Source organism: Shewanella sp. 6_MG-2023, from assembly GCF_030547195.1.
Taxonomy (GTDB): Bacteria; Pseudomonadota; Gammaproteobacteria; order Enterobacterales; family Shewanellaceae; genus Shewanella.
Genome location: NZ_JAUOQU010000015.1, coordinates 82398 through 108073 on the forward strand (window position 1 = coordinate 82398; position 25676 = coordinate 108073).

Genomic DNA, 25676 nt, shown 5'->3' on the forward strand with positions numbered 1-25676 from the left:
TTTCATAAAAGAGCACAAATTAGCATTAAATTGTTAGAATTTTAACTTCAACAACAGATTTCACTGTCAGGGCATTTAAACACTTGTCACTCGCGGCGGCGCAAAATTTACCCATAAAAAAACGCGTAAATTACGCGTTTTTATTGGTATTTAAACTTAACAAACAGGATTAGTCACCCATCATGCCTGCTTTATATGCATGACGACCCGTTTTTCAGAAATAGGATAAGCTGTACCAAGTACCTGCGCAAAGCAAGACACTCGGTATTCTTCTATCATCCAGCGGGCTTCAAGCAGTGCTTCTGGCACTGGTTGAGTTTTAGGTACCTTGGCTAATTGCGCTGAAAGTAAGTCCTGAAGTTTACTAATGCTCACCATATGTAAGCGATCACGGGTTGGGTCAACAGGCAGCTTTTCAAGGCGATTCTCTATCGCTTTAAGGTAACGGCCGACATCAGCGAGCCGTTTCCAACCGCAATGCTCAACAAAACCTCTAAACACTAACTTATCAAGCTGGTTGTTGATGTCACTCATCGCAAAGGCAATATCTAAGCTGATCTTGCCTTTTAAGCGTTTTTTGATGCGTTGATAGATAGTCAGCACTTGCTCCACTTGCAGTGAGATTTGTTCAGCATAGCCATTAAGCTCTTGTCTAACCCAATCTTTAGCTTGCTCAAATTGCTGTTCATTGCGCACATCTAATTGTTTTTCATCAAGTAGTTGCTGCACTGATGCCGAAATTATATCGTCAATTAACAACTGTACTTGTCCAAACGGATTAAAATACATCGCAAGCTTGGCTTTGTTAGGCAATGCTTTTTGTAAATGCTTAACCGGTGACGGAATGTTAATCAGCAATAAGCGTCTTAAACCTGCTCTATGATGTCGCTCTGCCTCAAATTCATCATCAAACAGTTTAATCGACACCTGACTTTTCTCGTCAATTAGCGCTGGATATGCTTTAACTTCATAGTTGCCCCTGCGTTTTTGATATTGCTTAGGTAAGTCGCCAAATGACCAAGTAGTAATATCTTTCTTTTCAATGCCATCTTCAGCGACATTACGAATGGCTTTAGCCACCACACCTTGCAGTTTATCTTTCAAGGCATCGAGATCTTTACCTTGATCTACCAAGCGATGTTTATCATCTTCAATTTTAAAATTCATTGTCAGATGCGCGCTTAACTGGCTTAAATCAAAATCATCAGCGCTAATACGGGTCCCTGTCATTCTTAATAACTGTTTGCACATAGAATCAAGCATTGGCATTGCAAACGGCTCCATCGCTTGTACACAAGCTCGGCCATAATCAGGTGCGGGGACAAAATTACGACGCAGGGTTTTAGGTAATGATTTAATCAGCGCCACTACTTTTTCTTCGCGTAACCCCGGCACTAACCAATCAAAGTCTGCAGTATCAATTTGGTTAATTAACGCCACAGGAATATGAATAGACACGCCATCATCAACCGCCGCGGGCTCAAAGTGATAACTCACTTTTAAGCCCAAGTTGGCTTTATGCCAAATCTCAGGAAAATCCAATGCTGAAACATGGTCAGCACTGCGCTGCATTAACAGCTCTTGGTTAAAATCAAGTAACTCAGGTGAGGCTTTACGGGCTTCTTTCCACCATTTAAAAAATAGTGGCGCGTTATAAATCCCTTGCGGAATTATCGGTTCGTAAAAATCCACCAGCACTTGTTCATCAACTAAAATATCGCGGCGACGTGATTTGTGCTCTAGGGATTCAATATCATTAAGTAGCTGCTGGTTTTTAACAAAAAACGGTTCTTTGGTTTGTAACTGCCCTTCTGCTAATGCGCTGCGAATAAATATCTCCCGCGCTTCCACAGGTTCTATCGGGCCATATTGCACTCGGCGGCGATTAACCACGGTTAAGCCGTAAAGCACTTGGTTTTCAAAAGCGATAACACTGGCGGGTTTGGCTTCAAAGTGCGGCTCGATATGATTTTTCTTAATCAAATGCGCAGCAAGAGGCTCTAACCATTCAGGCTGAATTTTGGCGCAGCAGCGAGCAAATAAACGCGAGGTTTCAGTTAGCTCTGCTGCCATGATCCACTTAGGGCCTTTTTTAGCCAGTGGTGACCCCGGGAACACAAAAAACTTACGGTTACGGGCACCAAGGTACTCGTTATTGGCATCTTTAAAACCAATATGACTCAACAAACCTGACAATAAGGCTTTATGCAGGTTGTCATAACTTGCAGGGGTATCATTTAAACGCCACTTTAAGTCATGCACGGCTTGTTTAAGCTGGGTGTATAAATCTTGCCATTCACGTACCCGTAAATAGGCTAAATATTCTTCACGGCACTGCTTTCTAAATTGGCTTGCCGATAACTCGTTTTTTTGATCTTTAATGTAATTCCACAAATTAACCCAACTGGCAAAGTCAGAGTCTTTATCGGTATAGCGTTTGTGACACTCGTCCGCCGCTTGCTTCTTATCTATGGGTCTTTCGCGTGGGTCTTGAATCGACAAACCAGCAGCAATAACCATCACTTCATGTAGACAATTCATATCTTTTGCTTCAAGCACCATACGGGCTAAGCGAGGATCTAACGGGATTTTAGCGAGATTTCGACCCAAGTTTGTCAGCACCAGATCTTTGCGCTGCTTTTTAACCGCCTGTAGCTCTTCAAGCAATAAGAAACCATCACGGATGTGTTTCTCTTCTGGCGGCTGAATAAACGGGAATCCAGCGATATCGCCTAAACCAATGGCTAACATCTGCAAAATAACCGATGCTAAGTTAGTACGCAGGATTTCAGGGTCGGTAAATTCCGGACGCTGCATAAAATCCATTTCATCGTATAAACGAATACAAATACCCGCCGCAACACGACCACAACGACCTTGGCGCTGATTAGCACTGGCTTGTGATATTGGTTCAATAGGTAAACGCTGCACCTTAGTGCGGTAACTGTAGCGGCTAATACGCGCTGTGCCGGGATCAATAACATAGCGAATCCCAGGTACCGTTAATGATGTTTCAGCGACATTGGTTGCCAATACAATTCTGCGGCCTACATGACTTTTAAAGACTTTTGATTGCTCGCCATAGGATAAACGCGCATATAGCGGCAGCACTTCTGTATCGCGATAGTTTTGCTTACGCAGCATTTCGGTGGTATCACGAATTTCTCGCTCACCGTTCATGAAAATCAAGATATCACCAGGGCCTTCTGCCATTAACTCATCAACAGCAGAAAAAATACCGTCACTGACATCTAGGTCTGCATCGGTATCACGGACTAATGGCCTGTAGCGAGTCTCAACCGGGAAAGTACGTCCAGATACTTCAATGACAGGGGCTTGATTGAAATGCTTCGAGAAGCGCTCAACATCAATGGTTGCTGAGGTAATAATAACTTTTAAATCAGGACGCTTTTTAAGCACTTGTTTTAAGTAGCCTAAAATGAAATCGATATTGAGGCTACGCTCATGAGCTTCATCAATGATGATGGCATCGTATTGATTCAAGAACTTATCAGAGGTCAATTCCGCTAATAAAATACCGTCGGTCATTAGCTTGATGTAACTATCTGGACTAATGGCATCAGCAAAACGGACTTTAAAGCCAACAACCTCGCCTAGCGGGCTGTTTATCTCTTCAGCGACGCGATTTGCCACACTTCTTGCTGCCAGTCGTCTTGGCTGTGTATGACCAATTAAACCACGTGTACCTAGGCCTAACTCTAAACAAATTTTCGGTAACTGAGTGGTTTTACCTGAGCCGGTTTCACCAGCAACAATCACCACCTGATTATTGGCAATGGCTGAGGCAATATCATGACGTTTTTGCGATACAGGTAGCGAGTCAGGGTAACTCACTTTAGGAATGTTATTAAGCCTATATTGGGCTTTATCAAACGCTTTAACGGCTTGCTCTGATAACTTAGCCAGGAGTTGATCTTTCTTTTCAGATTGCGGCTCTTTTTTTAACTGAAACAACCGACGACGAATTTTAGCCGCATCGGTTTGATAACATGAGTTTAGGTATGCTTTAGAGAGCGGGTGTTGATCTGAATTCAAATCTAATTCCTAGCAAGTATTTCAAAAAATGCGATCCTAGCAAGGAACTAGACTGAATGGTATTAGTTTAGACTTTTCCTGCCTATGCTGGGGTTAAATAACATTGCTGCATGTACAAATTCATCGCACTTAGTACATTGGTTCGGTTAATGGTGCCAATCACTTTACCGCCTTCTACTACCGGATAAATTTTAGGTTTCGCCCCCAGCATTTGCTCTGCAAGTTGTAAAATACTGCCATCGGGCGATGCGGTTAGTACCTCTGTTTGCATGCAATCTTTCACAGTTTCTGTCATATCGCAGTGATAACTACTTTTAAGCATTACCGACATACAATCTTGCTGAGATAAAAAGCCTACCAATGCGCCGCTATTATCAATAACGGCGGCGCCCGCTTTTTTGTTGCTTAATAAATGCTCCACAGCTGTAGCCAATGACATTTCGGCTTTTAACAGTACGGGTTGTCGATCCATATATTCAGATATTTTTATTGAATCCATATATTACCCCTTAACTCATTCATAACGCGCTGGTGATTTATTGAGCCACTGGTGCTTACCTTATTGGCTCAATAAACTAGCTTGCTGTGTCTATGACAGCTATTTTCAATGTACTCATTAAGTACTCTTATTGAGTGTAGTCAAATTTAACAACATTCGTTGATTGAATAAGTCGATTGCGGTAACAGGAATTTGTGTTTGTGAATACATGGGGGAGTTTAGTTTACGTTTTGTCCGCTTGAGAAGTTAGTTAAAACTCATATTTAGATAGACACGTTTGGTCACTTTGATTCGCTATCCCCTTTGGCCAGTTAATCGCAAATGGATAGTCGCAAATGGATAATCGCAAATGGATAATCGCTAAACCACTGAATGACGACTAGATTCAATAGGAGTTAGAAAGGGTCTAGCTGAATCATATAAAATGACTATGTAAGCCATGTATAATCCGTTGGTTAAATGACCAAGCCTAAAGGGTGTTGTTTATCTTTAAGTAATAACTGTTTAAATTCATCAGCGGTTACCGCTTTACTAAACAGATACCCTTGACCAAATTCACATTTCATATCGGCTAAATATTTCGCTTGATATGGCTCTTCTATTCCCTCAGCGATCACTTTTAAATTTAGTGCATTTGCCATTGCGAATATTGCTGTCACTAATGACCGATTAGCTGCATTCGTTTGCAAACCATCCATAAATGCTTTGTCTATTTTAAGTTTTGAAAATGGAAATTTTTGTAAGTAACTTAATGATGAATACCCCACACCAAAATCATCAATAGACAGACCGATGCCAAGTTTATCAACCTTATTAAGCATATTAAGTAAGTCTTTATTATGATCGATCAACAGACTTTCTGTAATTTCAATGGTCAATTTATCTGCAGGGAGTTGACTCTCATTTAAGGCTGTTTCAATTTTTTCGAGGAGAGCATTACAATACCTAAATTGCACACTAGAAAAATTAACCGCTATATTTATTGGGGTAATTTCTTGCCATTCTGCCGTATTATAGCAAGCTTGCAAAAGTGCCAATTCACCAAGTTGATGGATCAAACCGTTTTTTTCTGCCAACGGTATAAATATATCAGGTGCAACAAAGCCTAACTCGTTATCATGCCAGCGCATAAGAGCTTCTGCAGCAACAATGTTGCCACTTTTTAGGTCGATAATTGGTTGATAGTACATCTCAATGTCATTATTATTAATCGCCAAGCGTAAACGTTTGTCTAATAAGACACTCTGCAATAAAGACTCATTTAAACTTGAGTCATAAAAACTAAAGTCATTCCGGCCAGAGTCTTTCACACGATACAAGGCCATATCTGCATTTTTCAGCAATGTTTCAGGGTCATATCCATCCATTGGATACATAGACATGCCAATGCTCGCCGTTATAAAAAATTCAAAGTCATTTACGATAAATGGTTCATCAAAAATACTAAGAATTTTAGTTGCCAGATCTGTTGCTCTACCTATATTCATTTGAGACTGAGCAATGAGTAAAAATTCATCACCTCCCAACCGGGCAACCATATCCGTTTCATACACGGTATCAAGTAGGCGACGACTTGCCATTTTAAGGATATCGTCTCCAGCTGCATGACCTAATGTGTCATTAATTTTCTTAAAGTTATCTAAATCAATAAACATGACTAATATTTGAGTATTGTTTATTTGTGATTGCTGAATAGTTTGACTTAAGTATGTATGACTAACATTCCTATTTACCAAGCCGGTAAGTTCGTCATGGGTTGCTTGATAAGCGAGTTGGCTTTCCGACTGTTTACGCCTTTTTATTTCACGTTCTAACAAAACATTTTGCTGACTTAATTTATCTTGCTCTTCAACCGAAACATTAATTTGAGTGCGTAAAATGGTATTACTCTTATCAATTTTCAATAAGTAATAAAGACCAAATAACAAGGGGATAGCAAGAAAAGAAAGGATTAAAGTGAAATTAGAAGAAGTAAGAATATCTTGATCAAAAATAGGTTCAAACCAACTCTCTAAATACAAATCAACACCTGCAATTTCATTATCAATTGCAATGTTATTGGCTAATTCAGGCTTTAAAGTGAGATTATTTTTATTGTCAGATGAAATAGAGTCCCAGATGAGTAATGATTTACCATTAGGGGCTGTCAGCTGCAAACGACTATGACGGTCAGCAGTATTTTGTAATTTAAGTTGATTGATGACCAAGTGTAAATTAAGGTCAGCAACAAATACTCCAACAGGTTTTCTTTGATGAAAAACGGTTTTATGTAACTGTATTTTTAATCCGTTGGAACCTTCTACTACAAAAATCTCACTTTGTTGTTCTAGGCTTTTTTCCTTTGAAATGTTCGCCTTATCAAAAAATAAATCAGTATGAGTATCTGCGATTGCATTGCCAGACAAATCAATTAACACCACACGATTGAATATTTTATGCTCATCTAATTGACTATTTACAACAAAAGAACCTAACTGCCTTTGTAAATTAGTTAAACTTGAACCAAGCCCATACTCCATAGACATACCGGAATGGAGATTAGCAAAAAAAGTACTAACCGTTTTATCATCTTCTAAATCAATGACATATTGTTGACTCACTGAAAGAATAAACTCAATGGTTTTTACATATTGACTGACCTCAAGCTGCAATACGTTAACCTGAGATTTTTGGAGTTTACTCTGCCCAAAATGAGTGACAGTAAGAATTAACCCAAGATACGCAATCAGAATAGCGGCACCAATTATGATGATACTTTTAGTACTAAAAAACTTTATCACTTTCATCAGCTATTAATCTAACGTTTCAAAAAATTGAGGATAAAAATAGAAGACATCGGGATAATATTTTTTTACTAACTTTATGTAACTGCCGTCAACTAATGTTGTTTTAAAATAAGTATTAAATGCTTTTCGTAATTCAGGTGAATTTTTACGGAATGCGACAGCCATACGCTGCTCTTCAGATATTGGGCCAATGACTTTTATTTCGCCCGACCACTTTTGCAGTGCAATCAGTGTATCTGGTACATCAAGCAAGGTACTTTCAGCATCTTGATTTAGAATAGCGGGAACCATTTCATTTAGCTTGCGCGCCTTTACTGGCAAGATAATATTGGCCCCTGTTTGCGCCATATTATATAAATCTGGATCTAAGCAAGATTGCTTCATTGCCAAAACATCTCTTCCCAAAAGCTTTGATTTTACCGTTTGAATATCAGTAGTAATCGAACCACTAGGCTTAATTGGCTGTAAGCTAGAATCTGTCCGCGCGACTAGCCATACTGCCGATGGAAAATACACTTCGGAAAAATCGACAAGTTGAGTCCTCCAATCAAGAATGGTATATCCATTAGAAATAACATCGCCTTGTATTGCTTCTTTTGATCCTAACTGAATATTTTTGTCTACAAAGATTGCATTTTGGCCATTAATTTTACCAATTAGGTTGCTCCAAGATGCTTCAACAAATTGATATTCAACATCTAAATATTCTGCAAAGCCTTGCATAAGCTCCACATCGAGACCTGTTAGGACTGTTTTCTCGTTTTGTGGGTATTGAATGACAAAGTTTGCATAGGGAACGCCAATATGCCTGAGCACCCCTGATTCCTTAACCTCTTGAAGATCATACGCAAGAGACTGAGGACTAAAAATAACAATACAAAACAACCATAATGTATTTAATAAGTTTATATGGCTTCTTTTATTTAACATTTTACTTCCAACTAATTTAAACTACCCACTTAATACAAATAGATACTCACCACATCAATATAGACGATATTCATCTTGTTATCTTTGATAACAATGTCACTTCAAATGACATTATGGTTCATCAGTCAATTATTTTCTGTTCCCGGAGTAACAAAAACTTATTTTAGCTTCATGCTTTCTTGACAAAAAATATTAATTTAGGCTCATTTAAAATTAATTAAATAACTTAAAAACAGAAGGTTACTTAGGATGTATACAGACAGGAGATAAAAAGCTAATACAAGATATTCAAAATAAAATTTATCAGAGATTTGATTAGCACATCATTATAAAGGGCTTTGCTTCCCGAAATGGAAAGCTCGATGATTATGCTCGAGGCTAGCCAAAGCTGTACTTAATTGTTCTTGCTTTAATCTAATCCATTACCTATCTCAGCTAATGTTTAGAGTTTAGGGTCGATGTTTAGAATTTAACATGCCCCGCTTACATAAATGTGAGCTGAACTCATCGACGTTACAACATGTCCGAGCAACATTTTCGTTGAGGGTAGAGTCACGACATCGATGAATAAAGCCCTGTTCTTTTATGTGCTTTCTGCCTATGCCCGGCGCTTTTTAAACGCATGTAAACCAGCACTTAGAATAGTTTTGAACACCACACCAAAGGCACTTAATTTGGGGTCGGCTTTTTTACCTGCGGCGATACGCCACATTTGGTGTTCATACCACACCAGTCCAACCATGCCTATTTTGTCTAGCGCAGGTTTGCCAGTAGTTGGAACAGTTAGCGGCATGCCATAGTTTGGATTTTCAATTAACTTATTGGGAAAATCAGGGTCTACCGCCATAGTTCGTGCAATGCCAATAAAGTCTGTAGCCGAAGTATTTAGTGCTTCATTCATCGCCGGCGCACTTCGAAAGCCACCCGTTACCACCAGCGGAGTACTAACCAGCGTTCTCACTTGTACCATGTAATCCATAAAATAAGCTTCACGCTTTATTGTGCTTGCCTTTACAGGTTCAGTTTTATTTTTAGAGCCCATCATCGACGGGCTTTCGTAAGTACCACCCGATATTTCGATTAAATCGATACCCTGATCACTCAGTGTTTGCACAACCTGCATCGACTCTTCTTCGGTGAAGCCGCCTTTCATAAAGTCGGCGCTATTAAGCTTAATTCCAACAGGAAAATCATCACCCACTTCTTTACGTATTGCGCGATAGACTTCGAGTACAAATCGAAGTCGGTTTTCTAATGAGCCGCCCCATTTATCATCTCTTTGATTGTGCCTTGCTGATAAAAATTGGCTGACAAGATAACCATGAGCACCGTGAATTTGTACTCCAGTAAAACCCGCTTGTTTTGCAAGCTTGGCGCTAGTGACGAATTTATTTATGATTTGATGAATTTCGGTTTCATTGAGTGCGCGCGGCGTATTAAAGCCTTTTTCTAATCCACGCCCTAAAGATATTGCAGAAGGAGCGACGGGCTCAGCGCATAAGAATTTAGGGATTTGTTTACCTGGATGATTAAGTTGCATCCATATTTGTGAGCTATTTTGCTTTCCTGCACTAGCCCACTGACTAAATAATGCTAAGTCACTTTGCTCATCTAAAACGACATTTTTAGGTTCACCAAGTGCACTTCTATCCACCATGACATTACCGGTTATAGATAAACCAATACCACCTTCAGCCCAGCTTTGATAAAGAGTGACTAAACCAGTAGTTGGATTATGCTGCTTATCGCCGAGCTGCTCACTCATCGCCGATTTAAACAGACGATTTTTAATGACTTGGCCATTTTTGAGAGAAAAAGGTTCACTGAGATTTATCGAATTCATACTAACTCTTACTGTTATATTATTTTTATTTGATGAGTGATTATGCGCTATTTTACCAATAGTTCCGAGTATTTAGCGCCTTTATGACCCATTTAAGCGCTGTTTTTGATTCAAAAAATATTAACAGGCTGGGTGACCAGCAAAACTGGACAGATGTAGAACAGTTCAGATAGAACAAACTCGATTGGTGTTTAGATGCGCTTCAAAATGACGACTAAATTAAAGTAAGAGAGGTAAAAGTAAGCGAGGTATTAGCCCACGCAAGCAGGCTGATAAAAGAATTTATCCTTATGCATTAAACTCTTTTAAGGCTAAAAGAGCCAACTCGGCCTTAGCTGATGGAACAAAGATATGATCGTGATAATAAGCCGCAATGACGTTAGCACTAATACCATAAGCCGTTAATTTGGCAGATACCGCCGCGGTTAACCCTACAGCTTCAAGACTTGAATGCACTGTTAACGTTATTTGGCGAAATGAGCCTTCAAACCCTAAACCAGCTTGTTGGGCGGCAGTTTTATCCAACACTAGCGTTAATCCTTCTGCTTCACAAAATGTGGCGACAGGATCAAAGGAAATATAATCAACTAACGCGCCTGAAACCGTACAGAACACAAATTCTGATGGCAGCAGTTGTGGCTCCATCGACTTTAATAGTGCATTTAACTCTGTAATACCTGACATGATGACTCCTCTATTGCTGACACGCTATTATTAAACCTAAAGCTTGGCATAAATCGCTATATCACGGAGCAAGTTAATACTTACTTATTACTGCGGTTTTTAAACATGTTTTTTAGTTTTAATTTTAATGGTTTTAGCTTCATTAGATAATCACGAATAGTGTCAGTTTTTGCAAGAAAAGCATATTCTTGTTCAGTTAATTGTTGCGGCTGATAAGTTCGTATTAAACGATATAAATGGTAATGACTGACCTTTTTGGCAATCAACCAAATTGGCGACCATTCAAAGCTTCGAAATGTAATTCTTTCGAAATCAACCATGCCCAGGTTCTCATCACTGTCTGCTAATAAATCTCGCACAGGCATTGCATGGCGCGCGACACCTTGAGCGAGCATATTGGCAACCATTTCCCGTAACAGGATAATTTGTTTCACTGATAAGGTTTCTGGTGCAGTACCTTTTAAACGACTCATGGTCAGCGTGGTATTTTCATCGTCGAAATGAAGTAGTTTTGGGAAATTATCGAGCCCGATTAATCGTTGTAAGGCTATTTTTTCTCTGAAGTAGCGCTTCTTGTAATCCTTCACCTTTTTGAATGTTTTAATGACAGAGCTAGCCTCAATCACAACGTTCATTTTTGCCGTCTCGTAAACACCATCTTTAACCACTTTCATAACTAGCCTTAATAATACTTAATCTTAAAGAAATTCCTAAATACTACATATCGTCTTTGCATTACTGGCTAACAGCGCCGTTTAGGTATTTGTAGCCTTTTTACTTCAAATCACAACTTGCGTGTATTCATTCAAATTCAATGTAAAAAATGACTTTCCCATTAATCGCCTACCTTCAATATTCATTTACTTAGCTTGTGTCTCACAACCTATGTTTAGTGTTGTGCTTAGCTAGCTTGTTATTGAGGCTGGTACATAATCATAATTCAGTATAACTATACGGTTTTGTGTATCTAACTCACGGATAATTTAGAGGCTTAGCTCATATAAACTCGACTTTTATACTTATGTACAACAGCCATAAAGCAGTAACAAAACAAGCTGTAAACTTTGCAACAAAAACACAAAGCAACGACCATTTTATTTCAAAAATAGAATTATTAACTATAGTCCAACAACAGCTAACGAGTTACCATCAATCACTTTCTATTTGCACTATAGAAACTTTAATCGCTTACCGCTGACTCACGCTTATGTTATACCTATTAGCATTGATCTTGCTAATACAATTCACCACAGGCTCAACATTTGAATAACCCTATTAAGATAAAGGGAATATTTGCCCGCCTCAAGTGATTAATAATCAAGCACAATCACATTAAACAGTTTTAAACAAGGCTTAAAAGAAAAAAGGCACCAAGTGAATACTTGATGCCTTTTTAGCTAGTGCTTAATACTTGTATTAAAAAACGCACTAAAGGGCTTACTTATCTCGCCAAATCATCACTTGGGCTTGTTCACCCTTTTTACGTGTCGCACGGTACATGCCTTCGGTATTAAATGGGGTGGCGATATTGCCGCGATGATCGATGGCAATAACACCGCCCGTACCACCAGCAGTGATAAGACGCTGATTAATCACTTCATCGGCAGCTTGAATAATGGATTTACCTTGGTATTTCACTTTGGCGCAAATATCCCCAGCCACATGGTAGCGAATAAAATATTCACCATGGCCAGTTGCTGAGACTGCACATACACCGTTTTCAGCATAAGTGCCTGCGCCGATAATGGGTGCATCGCCAATACGGCCGTAACGCTTATTGGTCATGCCACCTGTTGATGTACCCGCACTAATATTGCCACTTTTATCCAGAGCTACCGCGCCCACTGTGCCCACTTTAAATTCGACATCGAGTGCATTATGGGAAGCGATATAGTCTTTATTATCTAATTTTGCTTGCTCCATTTTAGCTTTAGCCCGTTGCAATGATTCATAGCGGTGTTGAGTATTAAAAGTCTCATTGGCAACCAGCGGCACCCCTTGGGTTAAGGCAAACTCTTCAGCGCCTTCGCCATAGAGCATCACATGTACTGATTTATCCATCACCAAACGCGCCAAATCAATGGGATTTTTAACGTGCTTAACCCCCGATACAGCGCCTGCATTCATGGTTTTTCCATCCATAATAGAGGCGTCCATTTCATGCTGTTCATTGTGGGTATAAACCGCCCCTTTGCCTGCATTAAAGTATGGCGAATCCTCTAAAACATTAATAGCTTGAGTTACTGCTTCAAGGCTTGAACCGCCCTTTTCTAACACCACATAACCCGTATCAACGGCCTCTTTTAATTTAGCGCGATAGGCTTGTTCTTGCTCAGGAGTAAAACTACTGGGGTTTATCGTGCCTGCTCCGCCATGGATCGCAATGGCAAACGGCTTGTCATTGGCAACACTGCCAAAAGACGAAACCAGCAAGGTGATACATGACAACATGGTTAATTTATTCATTGTTATTCTCATATTTATCAAGGGGCTTACAGTCTAAGTTATAGCCCTAAATTATACTCTAAGTGAATTGATTCTATGGGAAAAGTAATATTAATCAAAGCTGCAACTCATCACTTTGAGATAGTGATAGTGACGAAGCCATGATAATAAGCCCTGCCAGCACAAATGCGCCATATTCCACCCTACGGGGTAATTTTGAACCCACAGAAATCCTTAAATCGTTTTAGATTAATGAAGGCATTATTTACTTTAAATTAAGCCGCTTCATTAATCGATGTAATTTACCTGCACTCAAGCCCAGCGGTTTGGCGATCGCGGTCAGTTTTTCACTATTAGCTAAATAACTTGCCAAGCTTGAGGTTAACCGCGGCATATGTGTTAACGAGTTCATGCAAACGTCTAATGCTAATATTTACGCTTTAGGGGATTGCGCTGAATTTGAAGGGCAAGTAAAAGCGTATTTACAACCGACCTTAATCAGTGCGTCTGCATTAGCAAAAACCTTATTGGGTGAAGTGACTAGCGTGAAACTGCCCAATATGATGGTCAAGGTTCCCCCCCTAATTACCCGATTCAAATTGGTGGTAAAACTGATGCAGCCTCAGTAGCACGTTGGAATATTGATGTTCAATCACAAGGGATTGTCGCTAAAGGCTATGACAGCGCCGATAACATGGTGGGATTTGTGGTGACTCGAGATTGTACTCAACAAGCATTCTCTTTGTTAAGACAACTCTAAAAACCTTAATTTAATAGCTTCACCAACACTAAACAACAAAGCAGAACAGTAATTAGTTCTGCTTTTTTATTTGGACGATTAAATCACTCCAACATTAAGGTAAAATCAAGGTAGCTTTGACCTTGCATGGCCAAAACCTATCTTAAGCCGAGCACTGGAATGACTGGTTTTTATATTAATGCTTTAATCAGACGATTCTTTCTATGCATTTCAAAGGTTAATTTCAATCCACAACTTGCCTGTTTCACATATTCTAGCGACAATACAGTATGAGTTTATGGCCTTTATAAGCATCCTATAATTGTTATTTAAATCTTTTCAATATTGCGTTGTCGCCTTTGCTGCCATTGTCATGATGGTACCTAATTTCGCTTGGGCAAAAGATAACTGGTTAACGGTCAAGGTAACGGGCGCATCAGGACGGTTAACCAAAAATATCCAAGCGCATTTAGGCAATAACCCTGATTCTGAAGTACAACGCAGAGCCTATTTATTTACTGTAGAAGACAATGTTAACGCCGCGCTGGAATCCATCGGCCATTATCACGCAAAAGTATCGATTAACGTTGAAGAAGCGACCAAGGGCCCCTGGAAACTTAACATCGATATCGATGAAGGTGCGCCTACCATTGTTCAGTGGATAGACATTAAATTCAGTGAGCAAATGATTGAAGATAACAGCTTTAATCGTTGGCTTGATCAGTTAACTATCAAACCTGGTGATGTGTTAGATCACGGCGTATACCAAGAGTTAAAAAATCAGCTGGTTACATTAGCTATGGCCAGAGGCTATTTCGATGGAAAATTCTCACGGGCTGAAGTGGTGGTTAATCGGGATGTGAATACCGCTAAAATCCACTTGCATTATGACTCAGGTAGACGCTATCAACTGGGTAACGTCGAGTTTCATGGTCATACTCTCAATGATGAGTTCATGAAAAAACTCATCCCGTTTAAACCCAATTCAAATTATTCAACCCGGCGGTTAAATCGATTGAACCGCAACCTTATCGATACTGGCTACTTTAGTAATATCAAAGTGTTACCACAAGTTGATGCCATGACCGACGTCGATGTCCCCATCAGAGTTGACTTAAGCCCAAGACCAACACACTCATTTGAATTAGGTTTGGGTGCCGATATTGGTACCAATGCCGAAAAAACCATTGAGCCAAGGGTCAGGCTCACTTGGCGGATGCCGCAAATTAACAGCTATGGCCATACTCAAGAAACTACTATGGAATGGTCACCTGACAGGCCTAAGTTTTTAACCACCTATACTATTCCGTTAAAGCACCCGTTAGATGATCAGCTACAATTTAAGATTGGATTACTGCGAGATAAATATGGCGTTACCCAAGATTATAATGAAGAAGATAGAAGCTACGATTACACTGGCCAGCTAGAGTCAGAGAAACGTTTACTCGGGGTGATCAGACAACAAACCCTAGCCGACCAATGGCTATTTGGTTATTCACTTGAATATAGCCAAGAGCTTTATAATCAATCCAATATTGATTACGATTCAAAATTCCTTCTTGCAGGCTTTGGTATTGGCAAAACCGTTCGCGGCGATAACACCTTAGACCCCAAGTCGGGCTACCGTCATATTTACAGTATGCAATATGGTGACCCTAATTTAGGCTCTGAAATTCGACTGTTAAAATTTGAAGCTAACTTTAAATGGATTGATACCTTTTTCGAGCGGCATCGTTTTGTAGCCCGACTCGACTTAGGCGCCAACATTGCTGATAGTGACGATATCGCCCAAATATCACCTTCGCTACGTTATTTTACCGGTGGCGATCAGAGTATTCGCGGTTATGGCTACCAAGAGCTAGGGCCATTCATTGAATACACCAACGAAGACGGTAGCACGTCACGTCAGGTTGTCGGCGGTCGTTATTTGATGGTGGGCAGTTTAGAGTATCAATTTTATTTAACTGACACATGGCGACTTGCCAGCTTTGTGGATGCGGGTAACGCTTTTGATACAGAAACATTTGAACCTATTGCCTCCGTCGGCGGCGGCGTTCACTGGATCTCTCCTATCGGACCCATTAGATTCGATTTAGGTGTCGGCTTGAAAGAAACAGAAACGGTCGATAGATCTTGGCGAATTCATTTAACCATGGGGACGGATTTGTAATGACAGAAAAATCCAAGCTACCCCAGCATCATAACGACCATGAAGCCCATGACGCTACACCACTAGATAAAGTGCCAGCAAAGCCGCCATTAACGCTTTGGGCGCGATTATGGAAATACTTCAAACATACCACTCGAGTGATTATCTATATTCCACTGCTGATTTTAATTTTGCTAGCAGTGCTCATTGGCACGCCTTTCGGCGCACGTATGTCAGTGATGTTAGCCAATCAATTTGTGCCCAATCTCGCATTAGACTTACGCTCTGGCACCATCAATAAGCAACTCGAATTTAACCATGCAAGCTGGTCAATGGATGGCGTAGCGGTAGAGGTTGATGACTTAAGCTTATCTTGGCTGCCAACCTGTTTGTTTAACAAGCAAATTTGTGTCGATAAGTTACACGCAAGTGGCGTGCGGGTACGAGTAGCTACTGATGAGTTTGCCGATGATGTGCCTAGTGAAAGTACCGTTGCAAACGCTCGAACAACTCAAGCTGCATTAGCAGATAATCAGCCAGCTAACACTGATAAAACTAATGAAAGTAAAGATGAAGTACCTGAACCGCTGATTTTACCTGTAGTTATTGGCCTTAACGAATTAGACTTAAACTCAGTTGAGGTCAGCGTAAATGACATGCGCTATAACGCCAGCCGCTTGCAAGGCAAAGCACTATGGAATAGCAAAGGCTTAAGAGTTAATTACCTTTATAGTGACGGTTTGCTGGTTGATATTCCTCTTGCCAGTAATGATGTTGCAGCGCCGAACAATACCACTGAGGTAAATGACGACTGGGCTATGGCAGCATTACCAGTGGTTTATATGTCATTCCCTATTTACCTTGAACAACTGATTAGTAATAACAGCGTGATGGTCTTGGGAGCAAGAACCGATGATTTCGCAAAAATAACCTTAGCAGGCAGCTATGTTGATGACTTAATTGATGTGCAGCAATTAGCCATCACTCATGATTACGGTGAGGCAACATTAGAAGGCGATATCCGTTTAAATCACGATTACCCAATGAATATTAACGCCGATTTTAGCTTTAACAATGTGGCCGAAATTCCTGAATTAACCCAGCAAAAAATCAAACTCAGTGCACACAACGGCTTTGATGATTTAGCCGTTACCCTTGCCGCTGAAGGTGACTTTACCATTAATTTTGACTCAAATATCACTTTGAGTAAGCCCGAAATGCCTTATCGAATTGATATAAGCAAAGCCCAAATTCAGTGGCCTTTGATTAAGCCTGACTATGTCACTGATATCAAAACATTATCAAGTACCGGTGACTTCAACCAACAACATGTTGTCCTTGATGGGCAATTCCTCAGCCCCTATCACCCGCAGCTTGAAGTTAATAGCGCAATGCAGCTATCACATACCAATGTGGATATTGCAGATATTGTCATTAGCTCAGATGCGGGGGATATCGCAGGTCAAGCGAGTCTTGATTGGGGCAATGATTTTAGCTGGCAAGCCAAACTCGACACCACTGATTTACAGCTAGAAAAAATCGATTATCTTTATGAACTCACCGAGCTTAGCAGCCACATCAGTGGGATATTAACCACCACAGGTAAGGTTTCTGATACTAGCTGGGAAGTAAATATTGTAGACAGTGATTTAAGCGGCAGTTTAAATCAGTACCCTCTTAGCGTTAAAGGTCAGGTACAATTTGATAATAACTTCGCCATCAATGCCAAAGACCTACAAGCACAAGCCCTCGGCACAACCCTACTTATCAATGGTCAAGCAGATACAGTATGGGATGTAGATGCATTACTTGATGTACCTGACATCAGCCAGTGGCTACCAGATAGTAAAGGGTCAATTACCGCAAAAATCGATGTCACTGGCGATGCCAAACAACCTATCGTTGATATTAACGGCCAAGTGGCCGATTTTGATTTTGCCGATATGAAGCTCGACAGACTGACATTAACGGGTCACTACTTACCGTTAAATGAGCATCAATTTAGCGTGAATCTCGCCAGTACTGCTTTTAGCTGGAGCGAACTGGACTTAACTGACGTAGAGCTAATCGCCTCAGGAGATCTTGGCCAGCAAAAATTGCAACTGTCTACGGGTGGAGAGCTAGCCATTAACACCCAATTGAGCAATATATACACGGCAGATAAACAACGCTTTGATACTGAAGTTAACGCCTTATCCTTAACCAATATGCTCGGAGATTGGCAGTTAGATAAGCCCATCACGATCGTTTGGGATCAACTCAATCAACTTGGCAGCGCCAGTCCTTTTTGCATTAATCACCCCAGCAATAGCCTGTGCCTGATTGAACCTGCAAATTTTGGTACCCAAGGGGATATTCATATTCTTGCACAAGGCACACCTGGCCGCCTACTGCAGCCAATATTACCCGAACGCTTGGTATGGATTGGTGACTCTAGCCTTGATGCCAAACTGAATTGGTCTGAGGTTGAAAAGTTACAAGCAGATGTTGATTTAACCTTATCTGAGGGCAAATTAGAATTAAAGCGCTCAGAGAATGATCGCATCGATATCATTTACGACTTAGTTAACTTACATGTCACATTAGATGAGCAGCAACTAACGGGTCAATTATCAGTGCAAGCAGATAGCATCTCAGATATCAGCAGCCAAGTTAACATCAGCACCCAGCCTTCAAGAGAGCTATCAGGGCATATCAATATTGACGAGTTAGATTTAACTGGCTTACAGGGCTTCTTCCCTGAGCTGGCGACATTACAAGGACTGTTTTCCACTGATTTAACCTTATTAGGCACTTTAAATGAGCCTGAAGTCGGTGGCAAAATGACACTATCAAAAGCAGCTATTGCCACTACAAACAACCCGACTTTGATTGAAAATATCAATTTAATAATGGAGCTCGCTGGCCAACAAGGTAATGTAACAGGCGATTTAACCATGGGGAAAGGCCAGGCAAATATCAATGGTAAGTTGGCTTGGCCAGAGGGTAACTTTAATGGTGAAATTGATATAAAAGGTAAAAAGCTCGCCTTTATTCAGCCCCCTATCGCAATATTGGATATTACTCCTGATGTAAAAATTAACTTTAGTAAAAATCAGCTGGCGATCACGGGCACTGTCGATATTCCTAGCGGGGAAATTACATTAGTTCAACTAGCTGAGGGTGGTGTAGCGATATCTAGCGATGTGGTATTTAAAGACTCGATTTCAGAACAAGAAGAAAAAGTCAGCCCTTACGCTATCGTCGCCGATCTCAATATTAATGTGGGCAAGAACCTTAACATTGATGGCATGGGCTTAAACGGCAAGTTAGAAGGAACATTATTGCTACAGCAACAAGCCTTCAAACCACCGCTGTTATTTGGTGATATTAAAGTGAATAATGGCAGTTATAAATTTATGGGGCAAACCCTAACCATCAGTACTGGTGAAGTGCAGTTTGTTGGCCCAAGCTCAGTACCCAACTTAAATATTGAAGCAGTAAAAGAAATCAAAGATGAAGATCTCACCGCAGGCGTGAGAGTCACAGGCACAGCCATGCAGCCAGTAGTGACCTTGTTTTCAAACCCTGCCAAAGAGCAAGCCGAAATTCTATCCTACATAGTCACCGGCACAGGCTTTGCGAACTCTGGTAATGATCAAAATAATGCTTTAATGATGAGCGCGGCGTTAAGCTTAGGCTCACAGTTTGGCGGCGGCGCAATGAACAACATTGGCTCAACAGCGACGGGCTTAATTGAAAAAATGGGCTTTTCTAATGTACAACTTGATGCCAACGATGAAGGACGCTTTGCCATTAGCGGTTATATTGGCGAAGACTTGATGGTGAAATACGGTATTGGTGTTTTTAACCCCGGCTATGAAATGACGGTAAGGTATTATATTTTTTCACAGCTTTACCTAGAAACCGTATCAGGCAACTTAAATCAATCCTTAGATATTTACTATAGCTTTGATATTGATTAAGCGTTATAAACCAAATTTTAGTCACAAAAAAAGCGCCTTAAGGCGCTTTTTTCATTCAAATTAGCAATTAAGCAAATTTGAAATCGATGTGTTCGATAAGCATTTTGTACGCGTGACGCTGTACAGCTTGTGCACGAACTTTAATTTCTTTGCCATCGATTACGATAGTTAACTCGCTTGTGTAGAAATCTTCATTCAACTGTTGGTTGATGATATCTTTTTGAGCGAATTTGATAGAAATAGGCTCTTTACCTGGACCGTAGATTACAGCAGGAACTAAATTCGCATGACGTAGGCGGCGGCTCGAACCTTTCCCGATTTCAGTACGGATTTCAGCATTGATAGTATAAGACATGTAATTCTCACTTATATAAAATAATTTTTGTTGTTATTTTCGACCAATAACAACTCGTGCTCGTTATAAAACTAAGCGCGCGGATTCTAACACAGCTAAATAGCGTCAACAAGCATCACGCCGGTATTTTATCCACATGAACTAACTATATAGCCTTTAAATCATGCTAAATATCAGGCCGTGGGTTTTACCAGCTTCTTACCGGGCCAGTATCAAGGTGAATAAAACCAGAACGAGGGTAATAACCAACCCCGCCCATTTTTAACGACATTGCTGCATCACGTAAGGTTTTAAGAGCAATGCCGGGTATGGCTAAATCCATTGCCATTCCCTTCATATGATAACTTTTCTTGGCAACACCATTACTGTTGGCCGCTAACATATTATTGGTGATCGGAGAGCGATAACCAGAAATCACATGAATTTCATCTGAGTTATTCAGTGTCTGTTGAAGCTTATACAGGATTTCATATAAACGCTTATCCATCGGCGCCGCTTGGTTTTGTCTATGGTCACGTAATACATTGCTAAAAAGCGTTAAGGTATCACTGCGATATTCACCATCAACCCAAAAACTGCCTTGCCCGCGCTCACCAGTATGACGGTTGTAAAAGCTCAGATCACGCTGCCCTATTGTAGATCGGCTTGCTTGAGCGGAATTAGAAAACATTGAAGCGACAGCCACCCCACTAATTCCAAGGATTAACTGCCTACGCGAAGGACAAACTAACGACATTAACTCACCACTTTTTAAAAATTCAAACTGTGCACTTTTTGCACAAACGAGGATGAATTTAAAGCTTATGGCAAACAATAGCAACTCTAAAAGAACATAAGTTATGTATAAATCATGTGCAGTTTAGCAACTTCTAATAAGGTCAGGCACTTAACGTGACGTCAACTGCAATGGGCTTGTTGCATTATTTGCCACTACTGTTTTATCTGTGTTATTTAAATGATAAATATCATTTCGATATTGGGCCAAGTTATCTTCACCAACCCAAGCATTCCAATACACTATATGCACAGGAATGGTCTGTGACAGCGAAAACCATTGAGTATTTTTTTGATTAGACTGCATACGGGCCCAAGTGCGTTTATCTATTACCACATTATCCGCGAACCACTCAGCCAATTGCTGCACTTTTTCAATGCGAATACAGCCCGATGAAAGCGCTCGATTTGCCTTATTAAAAAGCCATTTATCTGGTGTGTCATGTAAGTATATATTCAGATCATTTTTAAAATGAAATTTATAACGCCCCAACGCATTAATTTCCCCGGGTCGCTGCACCAAACGATATGGAAAGGCTGCAGTTGCGGCCATTTGCCATTCATCAGCGGTTTTATCAATTTTAATCCCAGCTCGATCAAAAACATCAAATTGTCGATCGCGAAAATAATCACCATCTTTAGCCACTTTAGGCAAGATATCCCGTCGTAACAGCTTTTTAGGTACTGTCCAAGTAGGATTAATGACCACATTGGATATTTGTCCTGACATCACAGGGGTTCTTCGATAGGCCTTGCCGACAATTACTCGAGAGGTCATGGCGATTTGACTATCATTGACTAGCACCATTTCAAAGGCGGGAATATTTACCAATAAATAACGCTCTGACAGTTGATGTTGATAACTGGTTTTAGCCACAAAATTACTGGCAAGTAATATGGCGCGCTGTTTAGGTGTTTGGTTTAACCAATGTAAGGTATTGGGACCAATAACAGCATCGGCTTTTAAGCCATGACGCTGCTGAAATGACACCACCGCGTTCGCTATAGTGTCATCATAAATATGTTGCGCTTCTGAACGAGATGATAAGTCCCCAAGTAACCATAAACGCTGTGAAATAGCACTGATAGTCTGATGGCTATCGCCAGGCCGTAAAAAACCGCCGGGGACAATTGGCTGCCATTCATGGCGGTTATCAAGCCACATTAATCGTCTAATATGGTTAAGAACTCTCAAGTAATCATCTACCGGAGGCTCTAAAGAAAAAACTTTGTTTTGAAGTGAAGCGTTGGAAGCCAGATTGTGATACTGCAGTTCAACAGACTTATCAGCCCAAAACCTATCAACTTCATTTTGTATTGTGTCGATATATTCAAGCTTTTCAGCCTCTGTACCCTGGCGCAGAATCGTTAAATATGCTTGCCATTGAACACTGGAGTCAGTCAACGAAATCAATAATACATGTTGCGCAAGGGTGTTATAAACCGCATCCGAAGCCGCAATCTTAGTCATTGGCGTAAAATACAAGAATAATATCACTGCAAAAGATAACGCAACTCGATGAAAACAGCATCTCACCATGAATTATCCTCCTAAATACTGTCTACGAGCTTTTGAGTATGGCAAAGAAATACCATCCTTGTGTTACATAAAATATGACACTGTTAAAAGATAATACGAAAGTTGGAGATAGATAGCGGATTTAGCGCAGCAATTCGACAGTGGTAGAGCTGTGATAAGTCGAGTTCTGTTAAACGATGGGCATAACTGCTATAAACAAACTCCGCAATACTTATTACGTTAATTTCACAGCAGTTAATATGAATAAAAAACAACTCATGCAAGTGATGGCCTCGGACATCGGTATCTCACAATCTCAAGCGAAAATTCAAATCGATCAAATTGTTTCTCAGATCCATAAAGCACTTACCGAAGGTGAAAAAGTTTACATTCCGCAATTTGGCACATTTGAATTACGCTACCATTTAGCGAAAAATGGCTACAACCCACAAACCGGTGAAGCAATGGAAATTCCAGGATTTAACCAACCAAGCTTTAAAGCTGCGCCTGGATTGAAAAAACTCATCAATCAGTAATAAAGCCATAATCCCATTTCAAAGGCCTTGTTTTACTAGTAATAGCAGCAAGGCTTTTACCAATAACTACACCATTTCATAATCATCTTCTAAACTTAAAGTCAAAGTCACCTTACCCAGCGCTCAACCATGAACCTTAACCATGCTGTGATAAGTGTTGTTCTACTGCTATGCACTTTTATTCCATTACAGGAAACCTCAGCCTCCTACGAGAGCTTTGAGCTATCAACAACAGCAAAAATTATTGTTGTTGGTGACATCCATGGCGACTATGGTGAATTTGAAACATTAATTCGTGCAGCAGGCATTATCGATGACCAACTGAACTGGCAAGCTGGCGACACTCAGCTAGTCAGTGTCGGCGATCTGCTGGATAGAGGCCCTGACTCCCGCAAAGTAATGGACTTGTTTATGCGTTTAGAGCAACAGGCCACCGCAGCAGGAGGCACAGTACATCTTGTGTTGGGTAATCATGAATTGATGAACCTTATCCGTGAACTTAACTACGTACCCACTGATGAATATAAACACTACCTGGATGATGAATCTGCGGACGTACGCGAAAATTACTGGCAGCAATACCTTTCATATGCAACTGAAACCAGTGCCGGAATGAGTCAGCAATCGCTATTATCGACCTTTAACACTGAATACCCTCCCGGCTACTTTGGCCATATGCAGCTCTTTTCTACCAAGGGTAAATATGGCCGTTGGCTGTTGAGCAAGCCCAGTATATTAAAGATCAATGAGGTGCTATTTCTCCATGGTGGACTTTCTGCCAAGTTCCCTCTGTCAACCTTAGCCGAAGTAAACAACGAATCAGCAAAAGTAATACATGATTACATGGAAGCTTTTGAGCAATTAAAACTCCAAGGCGCATTAAGTCACCTTGATGATTTCTTTAGTCGCCAAGAAAAAATAGCACGGCGGTTACTATCTGCAGGCTCTGACGAACATAAATCCTTGTACCAAAGCTTTGTTAATCTCAGCCAGTCTTTTTACCTCGATGGAGAAAGTCAATTCTGGTATAGAGGCTCAGCTCTTTGCCATCCAATCTTTGAGGAAGAGATACTTGATCGCGTTTTGCAACACTATAAGGCCAAACAATTGGTGATTGGTCACACAACCACGAGTAGCCGCGTTTTTGAAAGCAGAATGAAGGGCAAGGTGATCAATACTGACACTGGACTGTACCGAAAATATTATCAGGGCAATCCAATGTTATTAGCCATTAACAAAGATGAACTTCAACAATTTGATGGTAATCAATGGCGTCCTTTTGAGGTTGACGATGGTCAATACCGTGAGATTTACCAAGGCCACAGCTATCAGGACTGGGAACAGTTATTAACACAGGCAATTATCACTAAACTTGAGCCTATAGGGACTGGTGTGACACAGTCGAAAAAAGCTTATTTGGAACATAACGGACTGCGTTTCAAAGCTATTTTTAAAACTGAAAATATCATCCCCAGAAATGCCTCTAAAGATAAATATCGCAATACCGACAGTTATAAATACGAAATAGCAGCGTACAGGATAGCCCGTCACCTTGGATTGAATATGATCCCGCCAACGGTACTTCGAACCATCAAAAATAAACAGGGCTCGCTACAATTGTGGATAGATGACACTTTTAACGAAAAAAATCGCATCGAGGATGAACGTTATCCAAGCGAGTATTGCGTTCTGTCATACCAAGCCAGCCTGATGAATATGTTTGATATTTTAATTTTCAATGTAGATAGAACCCAAAGCAATATTCTCTATACAGAAGCGGATTGGATGATGTGGATGATAGACCACTCTCGAAGCTTTAGAACTGGCAAACACGCACCAAAATATTTAAAGGCGGCACGTTTGCGTCACTCGCTAAAAATTGAACATCAATTAAAAAACTTAGACTATCAAAGCCTAGATACACTCACTAATGGCCTACTCAAGAGAAAACAAATCAAGGCGTTACTCAAACGTCGTGATCTGTTATTAAAAAAGCTGGCAGAACATGAGTAAAAATCCTCATTAACTACGCTCGCTACCTTAAGCCGCTTAAGTGATTTATGCCATACCTGTCAGTAATTCCGTGTTTATTTTCAATATAAGAGCTTAAGCAAAAGCGCTGTACTAGCCCATAAACGCCAAATACTCTAATTAAGATAAAGAGTTAACCAAACTCATAGAGAGGATAACAGGCAAGATACTGATATTGACTTAAATGATTGTAGATTTACTGAGGCTGTAACCAAGAGATTGTAAGCCCCTGATAAATAGCGCTATATTACAGCGGGTTTGACATGTCATCTTTTAAGCCGTCTTCGAAGAGACTGTAACTAATTTTGTGTAACTGCTTATCAACACGTACTCTATAGAGAGTCAAGGATAGGCAGATACTCATG

General features: G+C 40.4%; 18 protein-coding genes. 6 read left to right on the forward strand and 12 right to left on the reverse strand.

Annotated features, from left to right (window positions below):
- Positions 1-180 precede the first annotated feature (180 nt).
- The 9 genes from hrpA to Q4533_RS10755 form a co-directional block, all read right to left on the reverse strand.
- Positions 181-4056, reverse strand: coding sequence for an ATP-dependent RNA helicase HrpA (gene hrpA, locus Q4533_RS10715; protein WP_102476070.1), 3876 nt, complete (start codon positions 4054-4056; stop codon positions 181-183).
- Positions 4057-4138: 82 nt separating this feature from the next.
- Positions 4139-4555 carry a CBS domain-containing protein gene (locus Q4533_RS10720; protein ID WP_303502718.1) on the reverse strand — a complete coding sequence of 139 codons (417 nt, stop codon included), beginning with the start codon at positions 4553-4555 and terminating at the stop codon, positions 4139-4141.
- A 455-nt stretch (positions 4556-5010) separates the two neighbouring features.
- Entirely contained in the window at positions 5011-7341 is a 2331-nt protein-coding gene (locus Q4533_RS10725) for a bifunctional diguanylate cyclase/phosphodiesterase (protein ID WP_303502719.1), read from the reverse strand.
- Between the two features lie 6 nt (positions 7342-7347).
- Positions 7348-8271, reverse strand: coding sequence for a transporter substrate-binding domain-containing protein (locus Q4533_RS10730; protein ID WP_102439883.1), 924 nt, complete (start codon positions 8269-8271; stop codon positions 7348-7350).
- 598 nt (positions 8272-8869) lie between these two features.
- The gene (locus Q4533_RS10735) at positions 8870-10114 is read right to left on the reverse strand and encodes an NADH:flavin oxidoreductase/NADH oxidase family protein (RefSeq protein ID WP_303502720.1); all 1245 of its coding nucleotides are present in this window, start codon (positions 10112-10114) and stop codon (positions 8870-8872) included.
- Positions 10115-10402: 288 nt separating this feature from the next.
- A complete protein-coding gene (locus Q4533_RS10740; RefSeq protein ID WP_303502721.1) occupies positions 10403-10798 on the reverse strand; it encodes an ACT domain-containing protein in 396 nt (131 codons plus the stop codon).
- A gap of 80 nt (positions 10799-10878) precedes the next feature.
- Positions 10879-11472 (reverse strand): hypothetical protein, encoded by a 594-nt coding sequence (locus Q4533_RS10745; protein ID WP_102439886.1) that lies wholly within the window; start codon positions 11470-11472, stop codon positions 10879-10881.
- Between the two features lie 763 nt (positions 11473-12235).
- Positions 12236-13276 carry an isoaspartyl peptidase/L-asparaginase family protein gene (locus tag Q4533_RS10750; RefSeq protein ID WP_303502722.1) on the reverse strand — a complete coding sequence of 347 codons (1041 nt, stop codon included), beginning with the start codon at positions 13274-13276 and terminating at the stop codon, positions 12236-12238.
- A 232-nt stretch (positions 13277-13508) separates the two neighbouring features.
- Positions 13509-13655 carry a hypothetical protein gene (locus tag Q4533_RS10755; RefSeq protein WP_157936132.1) on the reverse strand — a complete coding sequence of 49 codons (147 nt, stop codon included), beginning with the start codon at positions 13653-13655 and terminating at the stop codon, positions 13509-13511.
- Here Q4533_RS10755 and Q4533_RS10760 point away from each other — a divergent pair.
- From Q4533_RS10760 to Q4533_RS10770, 4 genes are all read left to right on the forward strand, one after another.
- On the forward strand, positions 13654-13872 hold the full coding sequence (locus tag Q4533_RS10760; protein WP_303502723.1) for a hypothetical protein: 219 nt from the start codon (positions 13654-13656) through the stop codon (positions 13870-13872). The genes Q4533_RS10755 and Q4533_RS10760 overlap by 2 nt on opposite strands.
- A gap of 11 nt (positions 13873-13883) precedes the next feature.
- A complete protein-coding gene (locus tag Q4533_RS19690) occupies positions 13884-14003 on the forward strand; it encodes a hypothetical protein (RefSeq protein WP_368389880.1) in 120 nt (39 codons plus the stop codon).
- Positions 14004-14355: 352 nt separating this feature from the next.
- Positions 14356-16152 (forward strand): autotransporter assembly complex family protein, encoded by a 1797-nt coding sequence (locus tag Q4533_RS10765; RefSeq protein ID WP_102476113.1) that lies wholly within the window; start codon positions 14356-14358, stop codon positions 16150-16152.
- Positions 16152-20096 carry a translocation/assembly module TamB domain-containing protein gene (locus Q4533_RS10770; RefSeq protein WP_303502724.1) on the forward strand — a complete coding sequence of 1315 codons (3945 nt, stop codon included), beginning with the start codon at positions 16152-16154 and terminating at the stop codon, positions 20094-20096. Before Q4533_RS10765 ends, Q4533_RS10770 begins: the two co-directional genes overlap by 1 nt.
- Before the next feature lie 67 nt (positions 20097-20163).
- Here the strand turns inward: Q4533_RS10770 and rplY are convergent, their stop codons facing one another.
- The 3 genes from rplY to Q4533_RS10785 form a co-directional block, all read right to left on the reverse strand.
- Positions 20164-20451, reverse strand: coding sequence for a 50S ribosomal protein L25 (gene rplY / locus Q4533_RS10775; protein ID WP_076539958.1), 288 nt, complete (start codon positions 20449-20451; stop codon positions 20164-20166).
- A 187-nt stretch (positions 20452-20638) separates the two neighbouring features.
- Positions 20639-21187 carry a DUF882 domain-containing protein gene (locus tag Q4533_RS10780; protein ID WP_102439896.1) on the reverse strand — a complete coding sequence of 183 codons (549 nt, stop codon included), beginning with the start codon at positions 21185-21187 and terminating at the stop codon, positions 20639-20641.
- A 150-nt stretch (positions 21188-21337) separates the two neighbouring features.
- Positions 21338-22765, reverse strand: a complete 1428-nt coding sequence (locus Q4533_RS10785) for a murein L,D-transpeptidase (protein WP_102532103.1) — start codon at positions 22763-22765, stop codon at positions 21338-21340.
- Positions 22766-23004: 239 nt separating this feature from the next.
- On the opposite strand from Q4533_RS10785, the gene Q4533_RS10790 reads away from it, so the two are divergent.
- A complete protein-coding gene (locus Q4533_RS10790; RefSeq protein WP_076539954.1) occupies positions 23005-23280 on the forward strand; it encodes an HU family DNA-binding protein in 276 nt (91 codons plus the stop codon).
- A 129-nt stretch (positions 23281-23409) separates the two neighbouring features.
- The gene (locus Q4533_RS10795; RefSeq protein WP_303502725.1) at positions 23410-25293 is read left to right on the forward strand and encodes a metallophosphoesterase; all 1884 of its coding nucleotides are present in this window, start codon (positions 23410-23412) and stop codon (positions 25291-25293) included.
- Positions 25294-25676: the final 383 nt, after the last annotated feature.

Excerpts from the sequence above, each read along its gene's own strand:
- Q4533_RS10730 (WP_102439883.1), bottom strand. The coding sequence starts at position 8,271 with ATGTTAAATAAAAGAAGCCATATAAACTTATTAAATACATTATGGTTG.
- Q4533_RS10765 (WP_102476113.1), top strand. The coding sequence starts at position 14,356 with ATGATGGTACCTAATTTCGCTTGGGCAAAAGATAACTGGTTAACGGTC.
- rplY (WP_076539958.1), bottom strand. The coding sequence starts at position 20,451 with ATGTCTTATACTATCAATGCTGAAATCCGTACTGAAATCGGGAAAGGT.
- Q4533_RS10755 (WP_157936132.1), bottom strand. The coding sequence starts at position 13,655 with ATGAACTCGTTAACACATATGCCGCGGTTAACCTCAAGCTTGGCAAGT.
- Q4533_RS10770 (WP_303502724.1), top strand. The coding sequence starts at position 16,152 with ATGACAGAAAAATCCAAGCTACCCCAGCATCATAACGACCATGAAGCC.
- Q4533_RS10725 (WP_303502719.1), bottom strand. The coding sequence starts at position 7,341 with ATGAAAGTGATAAAGTTTTTTAGTACTAAAAGTATCATCATAATTGGT.
- Q4533_RS10790 (WP_076539954.1), top strand. The coding sequence starts at position 23,005 with ATGAATAAAAAACAACTCATGCAAGTGATGGCCTCGGACATCGGTATC.
- Q4533_RS10745 (WP_102439886.1), bottom strand. The coding sequence starts at position 11,472 with ATGAAAGTGGTTAAAGATGGTGTTTACGAGACGGCAAAAATGAACGTT.
- Q4533_RS10750 (WP_303502722.1), bottom strand. The coding sequence starts at position 13,276 with ATGAGAATAACAATGAATAAATTAACCATGTTGTCATGTATCACCTTG.
- Q4533_RS10760 (WP_303502723.1), top strand. The coding sequence starts at position 13,654 with ATGCAAACGTCTAATGCTAATATTTACGCTTTAGGGGATTGCGCTGAA.
- Q4533_RS10780 (WP_102439896.1), bottom strand. The coding sequence starts at position 21,187 with ATGTCGTTAGTTTGTCCTTCGCGTAGGCAGTTAATCCTTGGAATTAGT.
- Q4533_RS10720 (WP_303502718.1), bottom strand. The coding sequence starts at position 4,555 with ATGGATTCAATAAAAATATCTGAATATATGGATCGACAACCCGTACTG.
- Q4533_RS10795 (WP_303502725.1), top strand. The coding sequence starts at position 23,410 with ATGAACCTTAACCATGCTGTGATAAGTGTTGTTCTACTGCTATGCACT.
- Q4533_RS10735 (WP_303502720.1), bottom strand. The coding sequence starts at position 10,114 with ATGAATTCGATAAATCTCAGTGAACCTTTTTCTCTCAAAAATGGCCAA.
- Q4533_RS10740 (WP_303502721.1), bottom strand. The coding sequence starts at position 10,798 with ATGTCAGGTATTACAGAGTTAAATGCACTATTAAAGTCGATGGAGCCA.
- Q4533_RS10785 (WP_102532103.1), bottom strand. The coding sequence starts at position 22,765 with ATGGTGAGATGCTGTTTTCATCGAGTTGCGTTATCTTTTGCAGTGATA.